This window comes from Pectobacterium brasiliense (assembly GCF_013449685.1).
GTDB classification, from domain to species: Bacteria; Pseudomonadota; Gammaproteobacteria; order Enterobacterales; family Enterobacteriaceae; genus Pectobacterium; species Pectobacterium brasiliense_A.
In genome coordinates, this window is sequence record NZ_JACDSF010000067.1 from 1 (window position 1) to 15,569 (window position 15,569).

Here is a 15,569-nt window from a genome sequence, read left to right on the forward strand (position 1 = left end):
TTGATCACTCATGCGGACGCCCTGCGTGGGTACCACTACCACTTAATGTCTTTTTTATTGTGATTGAACTACTTAATTCTTCATTTGATGGGGGAAACCCTATCTATCGTAATGGTAGATTTACTGATCGTAGTCATTCCAATTTTATATTTATTCCACAGAGCGAACCTCGTTATTAAACTCCTTTAAAATAAAAAATGATACGGATCCTGCATTATACTCCCGTAATTTACGGTGTGCATCATGAATTGATGTGGTCATGGTGGCAGGTTAAATTTTTTTCTAAATGAGGCCAATGAATGAAAAAAGATGAAAGTGTTAAAAGTGAAAATAAATTGGAAGTTAATTTTCATGAGGGAAACGAAACTGAAGAAAAAATAAAACCTGAAGAGATAAAAAAGCGGCGGCCTGGATGTAAACGGGAAAAGTGTTTTTGTGCACGATGAAATATATCTTGGAAAAGGAGAGTGAAAATGGCGATATACAAGGTAAGTGATTTAACTACTAAGATTACAATTGATTGCCCTGATGATGTGTATATATTAGATGCCTTAGAGGAAGCAGGGGGGAATTTACCATACTCATGCCGTGCAGGCTCATGTTCGAGTTGTGTAGCATTATTAATTAATGGCGATGTTGATCAGAGTGATGGCAATTTCTTAGAAGCAGAAGATCAGGATATTTTTTTATTAACCTGCGTAGCTTACCCTCTTAAAAACTGTGTTATTAGAACGGGTGTTGAAGAAATGTATGGTGATAGAGTAAAAGCGCGCCGACAGATTCTTTCAGACCGGTTGCGTATTAATATTGATTTTTTATTAGAGTCTGAAGGGTTTAAAACAAAAGGATATGTTCCTAAAAATGACAAGGGGAAAACAGATGAAAACTCAGGGGTTACTATCGGTGGAGGTGTGGATTTAGGACAAAGAGATAAAAATGAATTGCTACGTGATGGTGTACCGCAAGATCTTGTGGATATATTGTCACCTTATACCAGAATTAAAGGGAATGTTGCTGCTGAAAAATTAAGGAACTCACCATTAACTTTGAGTGAAAATGATGCTGACTTCTTAACCTCTATTTACACACAAAAAGCAATAAGAGATGTAGGAAAGCGTTTTGACGCTGAATCAGTCGGTTTGAAGTTTAATGAGTTACCGACAAACACAAGGACGGCGATAGTAGATTTGGAATTTCAATATGGGAATCTAAAAGTAAAAACGCCAAAGTCTTGGGGGTATATTACTCGTAATGAATGGGATTTATTCTTAAAGGAGCTTAATGATTTTGGTGATGATTATAAAACAAGAAGACAGAGGGAAGCGGCATTAATTCAGCATGATCTTGCTATGCAGGCTTATTTAGACGAGGAAATGCGAGAGGTGATGCGTTTCTTTGAAAATGATTTTTGGCTATGGCGGTAATGGAATGTTTTTTAAATAACGGTCAGTATAACTGAGTGTGCTGATAGGACAGGGGGCGATGTATTAACACCGGTATGAAATCGGAACTAGCTGGGTAAGTAGTTCCGGTTTTTTATTAGAAAGTTGACATTTATTAAACCAATCGAATGTTTAGAGACCGTAATTTAAATTGTACATTGGCTGACTTTGGGTAGTTCACCATCAGTGATGGAAGCTGGCTGGCGATGGTCGTAAGGATACAATAAAGTCCTTAATTGCGTGACAGCCTCATACCGCTTAAAAAGTGTTGCATTGTGCCACTGGCTTAGATGATAATGAGTATCAATTAGACTAATATCATCTGCTTTTTGCCTGTTGAAACCATTATGACGCAGCTAATTTCTTTCTGGAGTGATTTTTACCAGACCCACCAAGGATGGCTGCGGGGATGGCTTTGTAAAAAAATAGGCTGCATTCATCAGGCCGATGATCTTACCCATGACACCTTCCTAAAACTCCTGACGCTTGCCGACCCTGCCGCTATCCGACAGCCTAAGGCGTATCTGATGGTGACGGCGAATCACGTCATGATCGATCAGTTCCGTAAGCGTAAGCTGGAACAAGATGCGTTATCTGCATTAGCAGTACTAGTTGATGGGGAAGAAGAGCATTCTGCGGAATATCGTGTTGCGATAAGTCAACTTGTGGCGACAGCGCTACATATTCTGACCCATGAGTTAGATGAAAAGGTACAACGTGCGTTTATTATGGCGCGTGTGGAAGGACACGATTATCGGACGATTGCTGAGGCGCTGCACGTGAGCGAAAGTAGCGTAAAGCAATATCTGGCGAAAGCGATGGTGCATTTCCATAGCCGGATCTTTTTCCAGGAACATGATGAAGCATAACGCTGACTTTGAGCAGATTCAGCAGCAAGCCGCTGAATGGGTACTACGCTTCTCGGAGGTCGAGCAGGATAGCGACGACGCGATATTACTGCACAAAGAGTGGCAGCAGTGGTGCCTGAGCGATGCTCGCCATTCTGTGGTTTATCATCAGATGCAGCAATTATGGGCAAGTGCAGCCATCACGCCAGCGGCGACATCCCGAAAATCACGCTCATCCCGTTATGCTGCTCTGGCGATTTTCATCGCAGGTGGTTGGTTACTAAGCCAACTGCCTTATGCTTATTGGTTGGCCGATCAGCGCACTGTTGCTGGTGAAGTTCGGCGCATTGTTCTGGATGACGGCAGCGAATTGATGCTGAACAGCAATTCGGCTGTGAATATTTCCTTCACATCACAAAAACGAACAATCACGTTGCTACGTGGTGAAGTTTACGCGCATGTTGCCAAAGATCCGCGTAGCAGACCGTTTGTGATTGACAGTGCACAGGCAGCGGCTCAGGCACTGGGTACTCGCTATAGCGTACGTGATACAGGAGAGGATACGCTGGTGAGCGTTGACGAATCTCGTGTACGTGTTACTGCAAATGAGAACTCGGATATCCGCCTCGACCTTGGTGCTGGTCAGCAGGTTGGACTCGATCGGCTCCATATTACCCGGCCAGTGGGGGCATCAACGGAAGCGGGTTGGATTCACAACCAATTGATTTTTGAAAATGCCCCGTTCATTCAGGTTGTTGATGAACTTTCCCGTCATTACTCTGGGCTGATTTATCTGGATCCGCGTCAGCGTCAGGAACTCGACAGCCTGCACTTTACTGGTGTTCTGCCATTGAATGACAGTCAGCAGGCGCTAGAGTTACTGAAACATTCCCTTCCTATCTCCGTCCGGCAGTCTTTCGGTTACATTGTCTGGATTAGTGAAAATAAAAATCTTTAATAATCAATGGCAAGAGACTAATTTAAATGTAAATGATAATTATTTTTATTTTCTTCTGCCCGATTTTTGCTGAACAACGTCTTCTCTCCTGAAAACATAAAATAATTCAGGATAAATTCATGCGTAATTTTTTGGGGATGCGTAACACGATTTGGCCGATTGCGATGCTAACGCTGGCGTTAAGCGGAGGCGGTTCAGCGTTTGGCGCAACGGCACCAGCACAATCAATACTCCTTCCTGCACAGTCATTGGAAAAATCATTAACACAGTTGGCACGGCAGACGGGTGTCAATTTTGGTGTTGATAGCCAACTGGTTGCAGGGAAGCAAGCTCCTGCTCTGGAAGGAAACTACACGGTGGAACAGGCTTTGGGACGGTTATTGAATAGCAATAACCTTTATGCAGAGCCTACAGAAACCGGTAAAGCTTTTATCATTCGCCCAATGGCTAGCGTGCCTGCGGCGGATGATGTGCAGAGCATAACTACGGGGGCAGAGAATAGCCGTGTAGGAAATGAAGGGCGCGGCGATGTGATCATGGTAAAAGCGCAGATTACGCCGGGGCCGATGGAGATCGGTAGCCAGCAATTGGTAGCTGAGGAAATCGCAAAAAAGCCGACAGCTAATGGAAATATTACTGAATTGCTGCGCACCAATCCAAACGTGCAATTCTCTGAAACTTCACGCAATAGTGAGACGCCGGGAGAGCTGGCCCCAGATGTTGTCTCGTTTCACGGTGAGAAATTCTATAACAACAACTTCATGATCGATGGGATGTCGAACAACGATCGCCTGAACCCCGGTGTGAATGTCGGTGAGGTGGGGTCTACAGCCAATGGGAATGCGGCTAATGATTTCCCATCTGGCCACCCTGAATCTTTCTGGATAGACAGTAGCCTGATTGAAAGTTTGTCGGTTTACGACAGTAATGTGTCGGCTAAGTATGGGCAGTTCACTGGTGGGGTAATTGATGCAAAACTTAAAAAGCCCTCGTTTACCGAGCCATCCGGTTCTATCTCTTACCGCACAACGCGGTCGTCATGGACGAAATATCATCTGGAGAAAAAAGATGAAGCCTCGTTTAGTACCGCTACCACGCTTAAAAGGCAGCCTAAATTTACCAAAAATTTTTATAATCTGAATGTGAGCCAGCCCCTTAATGATAATGCGGCGCTGATGTTTGTATATAGCCGTAAGGAATCTGACATTCCGTTCTGGCATACGATTTTGCAAAAATGGGAAGATCAGTCGCGCGAATCCGAAACGTATATGTTACGTGGTGCGTGGGATGCTAATGAACGAAATCAATTTAGCTTATCACTCATGCATTCACCTCATAGTGCAAGCTATGTGCGTTCCAATATAAAGGGTGGGGATTTTACTGCCGAAGGTGGTGGATATAATGCCAACCTGAAGTGGGATAATCAGAATAAATGGGGGAAAGTCGCAACACAGTTAATATGGAAGCAGAATGAAAACACCATAAAGAATAAAGGAGATAACTTTTATGCTTGGGCTAAAACAGACAGTATTGATTGGGTATCGAGCTTCTCTGGCGTTGCTGCTCAGCAGGGTGGGTATGGCACGATAAGAACCGAGCAATCTGGCATTAACTTTAAACAGGATTGGCAGTTAAATCCTTTTTCTGCATTGGGTGTACAGCACCAGTTTGATTTTGGCTTTGATACCGATTTCTCCAAAGCGCGCTACCAACGTAGAGACACATCTTACAGTTATTCAGTGGCAGTCAAAAGCGCAGCGATAGTATGTAAAAGCGGTGATTCAGCTTGTATCAACGGTGAACAGTACCTCAGCCAAAGATCGGTTTATGAAGCGTCTGATGTGAGTGTCGCTGCTAGCACTTACGCGGCTTATTTACAGGATACGCTGACTGCTTCCCGTTTAACGATGGTACCCGGTGTTCGCGTTGATTATGACGACTACATGAAAAACATGAATGTCTCACCACGCTTCAGTACCAGTTATGACGTTTGGGGCGATCGTTCCACTGAGGTTTTCGGCGGTGTGAACCGTTACTATGCTGGCAATGTGCTGGCCTATAAGCTGCGTGAAGCGCGTAAACAACCTTATACAGAATGTCGAGCTAATACTCTAACTAACAGAGGAGGATGTACCGAGAAATCAACGAATACAACTCCCGATGATTGGGTTTTTGCTAAGGAACTTAACCAAACTAATTACCGATACACTTCATTAAATACCCCCTATAGTGATGAATTGAATCTCGGTGTGCAGCAACGTATTTATGATACGGTTTGGGCGCTGAAATGGGTTCATCGTGAAGCAAAAGATCAATTTTCTGCTGAGCAAAATAAAACCACAAAAACTTATGAACTCACTAATAACGGTAAATCCGAATCAGACACGTTTAGCCTGGTGGTAAAACCCGTTTCTCCAATTGAATGGAACTCCGCGGTATTCAGCTGGACTGCGGGGGGGAATATTCAGAAAAGTACTTCTTCAAATAAAGACTATGACACTGAGTCGGATATCGATGGCTATATTCTCTACAACGGAAAAATGATCCGCGCTATTGATAAACCGGCAGATAATTTCAATCGCCCTTGGACGGCATTTCTTGAACTGAATACAGAAATACCCAACTGGCGTTTGGATTGGACGCAACGCTTGAGCTATGTGGGTGGCTATAAGGCGATGACGCGAACTGAAACTATTAACTGTCCAGATGATGACCGTTGTTCCGGATATGTTGGTGCTACCGATGTTTATGAAGAAGAGCAGTATGGCAACAATATGCTGTTGGATTGGCGTGTGACTTATACCCAGCCATTAGGTAAGCAGAATCTAAAAGTGGGCGTAGATGTACTTAATGTCCTGAATAAAGCCAATAAGAATGAATCTAATTATGGATTGGGTCGTCAGTTTTGGCTTGATGTGACGTATTCATGGTAAGCGATAAAAAATAATAAAGGTCAGTGATGAAAAATAAAATCATGTACTGGCTAGCGGGCGTTATTTTCCTGTTAGCTGGAAGTGTTGTGAGCCAGGCTGAAGAAATAAAAAGCCCGTTGCCGGTCATTAAAGAAGGGACATTGGCGAATGGACTTCGCTATACCCTCGTGCCGCTGGAAGGGCAGAAGTCACGGGTCGATATTCGCCTGATTGTGGATGTCGGTTCGATTGATGAGAAGGACAACGAATCTGGTGTGGCGCATATCGTGGAGCATATGGTATTCCGCGCCAGCGAGGCGTTTCCTCAAGGTGTCAGTACCGAACTGTACAAGCAGGGATGGGTTCGTGGGCAGAGCTATAACGCGGTGACCAACTACGAGCGCACCATGTATATGATGAGCCCGCCGAAAGGGAATCGCGATCTGGGGACGACCTTGCAGGCGCTGAGCCAGATGACGGGCCATGCCAAGCTGCTGCAAAACGATCTCGATGATGAGCGCAAAATCATTCTGGAAGAGTGGCGTGGCAAACTGGGCGTAGCGGAACGCATGAACCAGCAGCGCGTACAGGCGATTCGCCATGACTCTCGTTATCCTTCCCGCCCAACGATTGGCACGGAAGCGTCGATTAACGACACGCCAGCCAGCGTACTACAGGATTTCTACCAACGCTGGTATCACCCGTCGAATATGCGTTTGATGATCATTGGTGATATCACGCCTGCGGATGCAGAACGCGAAATTCAACGCTATTTTGCACCGTTGCCGAATGTTGCTGTGCCAGCCCGTGATTACTACGAGCCGTTACTGAAACCGAGACTCAACGTGGCGCGTTTGCAGGACAGCCAGAGTGGCAGCAGCCAGGTGTCATTTGTCTACCGTTTCAATGACAAAGATACATTCGGCCAATCCGATTACCGTCATCGTTTACTGACGCAAATCACACTGTCTGCGGTAACACGTCAGGTTCGTCGACAACAAGCGGAACTGCCGCAAGACGCCAGTAGTCTGGTGGTGCGTAAATCGGATATCGGTAAAACGACGGCTGCACTAGGCTTTTTCGCCAATGTGATGCCAGGGGGTCATGACGCTGCTATTTCCGCTGTACTGAAAGAAATTGAGCGTTTCAAACGTTATCCGTTAAACGAACAGGACATCACGGAGATCACATCCGACATTCGTGAAGTCGCGCAGCGGATGAGTACTACCCCTGAAACACGCGAGTTCTCCGATTGGGTTCAGCAGTTGACTATTGTTTGGCAGCAGGATCGCCCTTATGTCGGCAGTCAGCAGCGCGGTAAAGATGCACTGGAAGCGCTGGATACCATCACGGCGGAAGATGTGAACCGCCATTGGCAACGTTGGTTAGCGTCACCTGATACGTTGGTTCAGTTTAGCGTGCCGGGCGCGACGCCTTTCACCTTGCCTAAACCGGATGCGATTCGTAAGTTGCAGGCACAGTGGGCAGCAGCGACGCTGGCACCGCTGCAAGTAGAAAAAGAGAAAGTCATCCCTGAATTGCCTGCCGTAACGCAAAGTGGGAAACGTACGGCGGTGAAGACCTTCGCCGCGCAGAAGGTCGAGCAGTGGCAGTTGAGTAATGGTGACCGCGTAGTATGGCTGCGTGCGCCAGAGGCGGGTAAAAAAGTCTACTTCACAGCCGTGAGCGACGCGGGATATTTATCGACGTCGACCAATCCGTGGCAGGTACTGTTGGCAAGCCAATTAGTCAACCAAAGCGGGCCGGCAACATGGAGCGGTGAAGCGCTTAATAACTGGAAAAAGGAAAAAACGCTGTCGCTGGGCATCAATCAGGAAGCGGATCAATTGACGGTAAGCGGGAATGCGCCAACGGGTCAGTTGGCAAATCTGCTAGCGTTATATCGTGAGCTGAATGTGGCTCCGGGTATCGATCCTGACGTGATGAAAGAGAGTATGATGGGGCTGGCGCGTCAAAAAGCCATTGACGATCAATCGGTTTCAGGAACACAGGCGAGTGACATTACCAAACTGCGTTTTGGTGAGCCAGCCTGGCAGCAGCCTGAAATTGCAGAGCTGAAGCAAATTTCAGCGCCGGCGCTGCTTTCACAGTGGCATAAAGCGGTGTTTGCACCCGTTACCTACTATCTGGTGGCAGATATGCCCGCTGCACAGATTTTGCCGCAGGTTGAACGCTATTTAGCGACGATCCCGCGTCAGTCTACTGGTGACGTGAAATCACATCTGGCTCTGCCGGGTAAACGTGAAGCGACATCGGCTATCAGTATTGAACCGCGTGCCGATATCCGCGCCTGGAGCTTCACACCGCATGCGTGGACACCACAGACCGCGGTGCAGGTGAGCGTTGCCCGTAATCTGGCGAATAAATATCTCAAAACCAGCCTGCGTGATGATGCGTTAGGCATTTACCGCATGCGTGTCGACAGTGAACTGGAAGATAAAAGACAGCGTATTGAGACAGAAGTGAGCTTCACCAGCGCACCTGAACGTGCGCAGGAGCTATGGACATTGGCCGAGAAAGCCTTTGCTGAACTGCCGAAAAATATCACTCAGCAGGATGTAGACGATCAGAAAGCACAGTTCATTCGTGCAGAAAAAGGGCGTCAGAGCGATCTCATGACGATAGAGCGCCGCCTGCTCCTGAGCTACCGCCACTATAACGACCCGCGTTATCTGACTAGCGTAGCCAAACTGGCGGATAGCATCACGCTGGAAGACGTACGGGCGATGTCGGCGAAGCTGTATAACCCGGATAACCGCGTGCTTTACATCACCTTGCCGCAAGAGGTGAAAGAGTGAGGAAGGTTGTCGCTCAATTTGTCGATCTCTGCCGCCCCTTCTGGGGCGGTAAACGCAGCTGGCAGGCATGGCTCCTACTGCTTGTAGCCATTTCGATGGGCGGGATGATCGTCTATCTTAATGTGTTGTTAAACGAGTGGAGTAAGACGTTTTATGATGCGTTAGGCGCATTCGACAGCAATTTGTTGCTGTCTCTGATGAAAGAATACGGCGTTTACATCCTGCTCTATATCGGGTCGATCGTGTATCAGGAGTGGTTTACCAAACTGCTAATTATCCGCTGGCGTACCGCGTTAACCGCCGAGCTGGTAGATAGCTGGCTGGCGAAGCGGGCATTTTATCGCATGTCGGTGGCGGGCAAGATTGATAACCCAGACCAGCGTATTGCCGAAGATATCAACCTGTTTGTCGATAAAGCCGTTAGTCTGGTCATCGAATTTTTGATCGTGACCGCGCGTTTGTTCTCTTTCGTCGTCATTCTGTGGGGATTATCGGGCGTTCAGCGCTTTACGCTGTTTGGCAAAGAGTGGGTAATCGAAGGTTATCTGGTGTGGATCGCTATTCTGTATACGCTGCTCGGCAGCCTGATTACGCATGTGGTCGGGAAGCGTCTGCATAATATTAATTATGAGAAGCAAAAGGCAGAGGCCGATTTCCGTGCGGCGCTGCTACGTAAGCATGATAACGCCGAGCAAATCGCGCTGTACGGCGGTGAAGCGCAGGAGAAAAGCCATCTTCAGCGGCATTTCTCCGCCATCGTGTCGAACTGGGGGCGTTTTATGAATGCCGAGCGTAATCTGGGCTTCTTCACCACAGGCTATATGCGTGTAAGCCAGATTGTGCCGGTCTTTGCCGCTCTGCCTGCTTTCCTGAGTAAAACGGTAACGCTGGGCGGGCTGATGCAGATTCGCGGGGCGTTTGCGCAGTTGCACGGTGCGCTGAGCTGGTTTATCCATAAGTACAAAGAATTCGTGATTCTTTCTGCCAGTATGGCGCGTCTCAGCCAGTTCAAGGACGAAATCAAACGTCATCAGTCTGAACAGGTCGATGCGCCGGTAGGGCAGGATTTACGTATTGATCAGCTTTCTTTCACCACGCCGCAGGGCTCTCCGCTGCTGCAAAAGGTGGATCTGCGCTGTGAAGCGGGTAGCTGGAGTAAGTTTTCTGGCCGCAGCGGGCTGGGGAAATCCACGCTGCTGCGTACGCTAAATGGTCTGTGGCCGTATTACGATGGCCGCTGGCAATCGCTGGAAGGTCGCAGCTTGCTGTTACCGCAGCAAAGCTATTTGGGGCAGGGTACGCTGGCAGAGATCCTCTGCTATCCGCATCCGCCGCTGGCCGACAGTGAGATGCTGCGTCAGACGCTCGATAGCGTTGGGCTGGGCGCGTGGCGCGATCGTCTGGATGAGCAACTGAACTGGGATCGGGTGTTCTCCGGCGGGGAGCGGCAGCGTGTCGCCTTTGCCCGCGCGCTGATTGCTAAACCCGATACGCTCTATCTGGATGAAGCGACCAGCAATCTGGATCATGACGCCGCCAGACAGCTTTTGGCGCTGGTCAAGCTGGTGTTGCCCGCGTGTACCGTGGTGGCGATTACGCACCAGACGGAGCTGGACGATTTGTTCACGCACCGTTATGACTTAACGGATTTTGCCTCACAGCGCAGTTGATGTTGTTCGCAGGCCTTCCGGTTCTCGGGAGGTCTGCGGTTCTGGTAGGTTTCTTTTCACATGCCACCTATAATCCTTCGCAGGATTATCCCGTCTTTACGGCACTTTTCGTCGCTCGCAGACTCCAACCCCCATCTTACTAAGGGGGCTGATGACGAAAGCCGTTCAATCTTGAGGAGTACATGCCATGAATTTTCGCCCGCTGGGGTTATCGCTGGTGCTGGGTTTACCGCTGTTTCTGACCGGATGCAGCACACTTTCCAATTTCTCCTGGTCCAGCCTGTCGCCGTTTAACTGGTTCGGCAGCTCGTTGGACGTTACCGATGCGGGTGTCGGTGGCATCAATGCCGGTACGCCACTGTCCGAAGGGGCGCTACAGAGCGCGCTGGATGGCAGTTATCAACTGCGTAGCGGAATGGGAACGTCCAACGGTCAACTGGTCGCGTTTTATCAGGCGCTGGATGGCAAAGAGGTGAAAATGATCGTCAGCGGCCAGCCGAAGGGCAGCGTGCGCAAAGTTGAGGTCATGGATCCGGCGATTGGCAGCGCAGGTGGTGTGAAAATAGGGGATGCTTTTAGCACTACCTACAGTAAAGCGTTTGAATCCTGCCAGTTAGGGCAAGGTGATGATGCGCAGAGCGTGGAATGTGCCGCGCCGCAGAGTACGCATATCAGCTACGTCTATTCCGGCGAGTGGAGCGGCCCGGAAGGCTTGATGCCGCCCGATGATATCCTGAAAACCTGGAAAGTGAGCAAAATCGTGTGGCACGCGCAGGCGCGAAACTAACTTGCGTTTACGCAAGGTAAAAGTCAGGCGGCTTCCGGTATGATAGCGGCGCCGCCTGATATTTTTTCGGCGGTCGTATGCGCCATAACTATCGTAGTAAACCATAACAACAAAGAAAAAACTGACGCTTGAGGAAGCAGAAATGACACCAATTCAAAGCGGTATTTTATTGGAACACCGCCGTTTTGCCATTTTTATGGAAGCGATGATTCAGGGAGAATTTGATGCTATCCGGCAGGGATGCAAAAAATTCTGTCAGACGTTGCAAGCGTTACAGCAGCAGTATCCTGATGCGGGATTGGGCGCGGTGCTGGCATTTGGCAACGACGTTTGGCGCGATCTGGATTGCAACCACGGCGCAGCGGAGCTGAAACCGTTCACACCGTTGGGTAACGGGCTTGCTCCAGCCACGCAGCGCGATCTACTGATTCACATCCAATCACTCCGTCATGATGTTAATTTCACGCTGGCACAGGCGGCGCTGGCCGCGTTTGGCAGCGCGATCCGTATCGAAGAAGAGACGCACGGTTTCCGTTGGGTGGAAGATCGCGATTTAAGCGGCTTTGTCGACGGCACGGAAAACCCGCAGGGCGATGCCCGTCACGCTGTGGCGATTATCCCTGAGGGCCAGCCGGATGCGGGCGGCAGCTACGTGTTTACCCAGCGTTGGGAACACAATCTGAAGCAGCTACAGCGTTTTAGCGTGGAACAGCAGGAACAGATGATCGGGCGTACCAAGCAGGATAACGAAGAACTGTCTTCCGATGAGCGCCCTGTGACCTCGCATCTTAGCCGCGTAGATTTAAAGGAAGACGGCAAGGGGCTGAAAATTCTGCGCCAGAGCCTGCCTTATGGCACCGCGAGCGGGAAAAATGGACTCTACTTTGTCGCTTACTGCGCACGTTTGCATAACATTGAGCAGCAGTTGCTGAGCATGTTCGGCGATCGTGACGGTAAACGTGACGACATGCTGCGCTTTACGCGTGCCGTCAGCGGCAGCTACTTCTTTGCACCTTCTCTGGATCAGCTTTTATCGCTGTAAGATCTGACGCGTTTTCCTGATGCCTGCATCTGTGCAGGCATCCGTTCTGTGAGTTTTCCCTTTTTCCACTTTCCTTTATCGGGCTATCTGGCCGCATTTTCCTTTTCCCTCCTGCTTTTTCCTCTCATATCGCTCGTTTTGTGGTTATGTACTTTAGCGCTTAAAAATCCCGAAATGATATATATAAAGGTTATATGTTAACCGTCACTTCCCCCTACACTGATTTACGCTGACAAGCGCATTCGATTCAAAAAACGGCTATGTAACGGCTCCGACAACAAAGCCTACCGAATAGGCTCTAACTCTGACAGGACATAAGATGAATCAAGTACAGGTGAAAGGCTCGCTGGTGAAAGGTTCTCTGGCGCTGTCATTGCTGCTGGGCGGGCAGAGCGCGGTCTCTGCTACCGAGCTGCTGAACAGCTCTTATGATGTGTCGCGCGAGCTCTTTGTAGCGCTCAATCCTGGCTTTGAAAAACAGTGGCTGTCGCAACACCCTAACGATCCGCTGACGATCAAACAGTCGCATGCCGGTTCATCTAAGCAGGCGCTGGCTATTCTGCAAGGCCTGAAGGCCGACGTTGTGACCTACAATCAGGTGACGGACGTTCAGATCCTGCACGACCGCGGTCAGTTGATTCCCGCAGATTGGCAGACGCGTTTACCGAATCATAGCTCTCCGTTTTACTCCACCATGGCCTTCCTGGTTCGCAAAGGTAACCCAAAAGGCATTCACGACTGGAACGATCTGGTGCGTGATGACGTTAAATTGATTTTCCCGAATCCGAAAACCTCCGGCAATGCCCGTTATACCTACCTTGCGGCCTGGGGCGCGACCAGCAAAGCCAACGGTGGCGACGAGGCCAAAACGCGCGCGTGGATAACGCGTTTTCTGGCGAACGTCGAAGTCTTTGATACCGGCGGCCGTGGCGCAACCACCACGTTTGTGGAACGCCAGTTAGGCGATGTGCTGATCAGCTTTGAATCTGAGGTGAATAACATCCGTAATCAGTACGGTGCTGAGAACTACGAAGTGATCGTCCCGAAGGTCAACATACTGGCAGAATTCCCTGTGGCGTGGATCGATAAGAATGTCGAGAAGAACGGCACCGAGCAGGCGGCAAAAGCCTATCTGAATTATCTGTATAGCCCGGAAGCACAGAAAGTGATCACCGATTTTTACTACCGTGTGAATAACCCTGAACTGGCGCAAACGCTAAAATCTCGTTTCCCAGAGACCACCTTATTTCGGGTAGAGGATCAGTTTGGATCGTGGTCACAGGTGATGAAAACCCACTTCGACACCGGTGGTGAACTGGACAAACTGTTGGCGGCTGGTCGTCAGTAATGTCTTTGAGGTCTGGTAACTTCTTTTCTGGTTCAGGTAAACGGGTGCTGCCGGGATTCGCGCTGAGTCTGGGCAGCAGCCTGCTGTTCGTCTGTCTGATTCTTTTACTGCCCTTAAGTGCGCTGGTGATGCAGCTCTCAGAAATGAGTTTGGCGCAGTACTGGGCGGTGATATCTAACCCGCAGGTGGTAGCGGCCTACAAGGTAACGCTCCTGGCTGCGGGGCTGGCGACGGTATTTAATGCGGGATTCGGCCTGTTAATGGCGTGGATCCTGACGCGTTATCGCTTTCCCGGCCGAGCCTTGCTGGATGGATTGATGGATTTACCCTTTGCGCTCCCGACTGCGGTGGCGGGGCTGACGCTGGCTGCGCTGTTTTCAACGACCGGCTGGTACGGCGCATGGCTGGCCGAATTCGGCATCAAGGTATCCTATACCTGGCTGGGCATTACGGTTGCGATGGCGTTCACCAGCATTCCTTTTGTCGTGCGTACCGTCCAACCGGTGTTGGAAGATCTGGGGCCTGAATACGAAGAGGCGGCACAAACGCTGGGCGCGAATCGCTGGCAGTGTTTTCGCTACGTTATTTTACCGGAGTTAACCCCGGCGCTATTAACGGGCACCGCGCTGTCGTTTGCCCGCAGTCTGGGCGAGTTTGGCGCGGTGATCTTTATTGCGGGTAACATTGCCTGGCAGACGGAAGTCGTTTCGCTGATGATCTTTATCCGCCTGCAGGAGTTTGATTTCCCTGCCGCCAGTGCGATTGCCTCCGTCGTGTTAGCAGCATCCTTATTGATCCTGTTTGGCGTTAACGTGCTGCAACGCCGTTTTGGTCAACGGACCCGGAGCGTGTAATGGCAGAGATACCGACTGTGACGTCACGGCATCAACCTCATCCGCTTCGGCAGGAACGTAACTGGGCGAGAACCGCGTTGATTGCACTGGGCGTGATATTATCGCTCATCATGCTGGTCATCCCTTTAGTGTCAATTTTTGCCGCTGCGCTATCGCATGGGCTGGGGGGCGTCTGGCGTAATCTGAGCGACCCTGACATGCTGCATGCCATTGGCCTCACGCTGCTGGTGGTTGCGATTGTCGTACCGGTGAATCTGGTGTTTGGTACGCTGCTGGCGTGGCTGGTCACGCGCTTTCAGTTTCCGGGGCGGCAACTGCTGCTCACGCTGATCGATATCCCTTTTGCTGTTTCTCCGGTGGTAGCGGGTTTGCTGTATCTGCTCTTTTACAGCACCAACGGCCCGGTTGGCGGCTGGCTGGATGAGCAGGGGATACAGCTGATGTTTGCCTGGCCGGGCATTGTGCTGGTGACGATATTTGTGACCTGTCCGTTCATGGTCAGGGAGCTGGTTCCGGTGATGATGAGTCAGGGCAGTAAGGAAGAAGAAGCGGCGGTATTGCTTGGTGCGTCAGGCTGGCAAGTGTTCTATCGGGTGACGCTACCGAATATTCGCTGGGCGCTGCTGTATGGCGTGGTGCTGACGAATGCCCGAGCGATTGGTGAGTTTGGCGCCGTGTCCGTGGTTTCAGGCTCGATTCGTGGTGAAACCTACACGCTGCCGCTACAGGTCGAATTGCTGCATCAGGATTATAACAGCGTGGGGGCGTTTACCGCGGCGGCGCTGTTAACCGTGATGGCGATACTGACGTTGTTCATCAAAAGCGCCTTGCAGTGGCGTGTGAAGCGGCAAATGAATAAACGCTAACTTTACTCTTTTCTATCACTCGC

The 15,569-nt window shown here is 49.8% G+C and carries 12 protein-coding genes; all 12 read left to right on the forward strand.

The genetic code is table 11. The features are described from left to right. Positions 1–299: 299 nt before the first annotated feature. Positions 300–446, forward strand: coding sequence for a hypothetical protein (locus H0248_RS20315; RefSeq protein ID WP_180787274.1), 147 nt, complete (start codon positions 300–302; stop codon positions 444–446). 27 nt (positions 447–473) lie between these two features. Beyond that, positions 474–1,424 (forward strand): pesticin C-terminus-like muramidase, encoded by a 951-nt coding sequence (locus H0248_RS20320; protein ID WP_180787275.1) that lies wholly within the window; start codon positions 474–476, stop codon positions 1,422–1,424. Positions 1,425–1,789: 365 nt separating this feature from the next. Continuing rightward, positions 1,790–2,311: a sigma-70 family RNA polymerase sigma factor gene (locus H0248_RS20325; RefSeq protein WP_095993759.1), complete on the forward strand. Its 522-nt coding sequence runs from the start codon at positions 1,790–1,792 to the stop codon at positions 2,309–2,311. Further along, a complete protein-coding gene (locus tag H0248_RS20330) occupies positions 2,298–3,248 on the forward strand; it encodes a FecR family protein (RefSeq protein WP_240351918.1) in 951 nt (316 codons plus the stop codon). Before H0248_RS20325 ends, H0248_RS20330 begins: the two co-directional genes overlap by 14 nt. 119 nt (positions 3,249–3,367) lie before the next feature. After that, positions 3,368–6,181, forward strand: coding sequence for a TonB-dependent receptor (locus H0248_RS20335; RefSeq protein ID WP_180787276.1), 2,814 nt, complete (start codon positions 3,368–3,370; stop codon positions 6,179–6,181). A 26-nt stretch (positions 6,182–6,207) separates the two neighbouring features. Next, entirely contained in the window at positions 6,208–8,979 is a 2,772-nt protein-coding gene (locus H0248_RS20340) for a M16 family metallopeptidase (RefSeq protein ID WP_180787277.1), read from the forward strand. Further along, positions 8,976–10,649 carry an ABC transporter ATP-binding protein/permease gene (locus tag H0248_RS20345; protein WP_102118219.1) on the forward strand — a complete coding sequence of 558 codons (1,674 nt, stop codon included), beginning with the start codon at positions 8,976–8,978 and terminating at the stop codon, positions 10,647–10,649. Before H0248_RS20340 ends, H0248_RS20345 begins: the two co-directional genes overlap by 4 nt. 187 nt (positions 10,650–10,836) lie before the next feature. Next, on the forward strand, positions 10,837–11,436 hold the full coding sequence (locus H0248_RS20350; RefSeq protein WP_180787278.1) for an RpoE-regulated lipoprotein: 600 nt from the start codon (positions 10,837–10,839) through the stop codon (positions 11,434–11,436). A gap of 142 nt (positions 11,437–11,578) precedes the next feature. Then, positions 11,579–12,478 (forward strand): Dyp-type peroxidase, encoded by a 900-nt coding sequence (locus H0248_RS20355; protein ID WP_102118221.1) that lies wholly within the window; start codon positions 11,579–11,581, stop codon positions 12,476–12,478. Positions 12,479–12,797: 319 nt separating this feature from the next. Beyond that, on the forward strand, positions 12,798–13,826 hold the full coding sequence (locus H0248_RS20360) for a sulfate ABC transporter substrate-binding protein (RefSeq protein WP_180787279.1): 1,029 nt from the start codon (positions 12,798–12,800) through the stop codon (positions 13,824–13,826). Further along, the gene (cysT, locus tag H0248_RS20365) at positions 13,826–14,680 is read left to right on the forward strand and encodes a sulfate/thiosulfate ABC transporter permease CysT (RefSeq protein ID WP_110163718.1); all 855 of its coding nucleotides are present in this window, start codon (positions 13,826–13,828) and stop codon (positions 14,678–14,680) included. The genes H0248_RS20360 and cysT overlap by 1 nt, the downstream gene beginning before the upstream one ends. Beyond that, positions 14,680–15,546 (forward strand): sulfate/thiosulfate ABC transporter permease CysW, encoded by an 867-nt coding sequence (gene cysW, locus H0248_RS20370; RefSeq protein ID WP_180787280.1) that lies wholly within the window; start codon positions 14,680–14,682, stop codon positions 15,544–15,546. Before cysT ends, cysW begins: the two co-directional genes overlap by 1 nt. Positions 15,547–15,569: the final 23 nt, after the last annotated feature.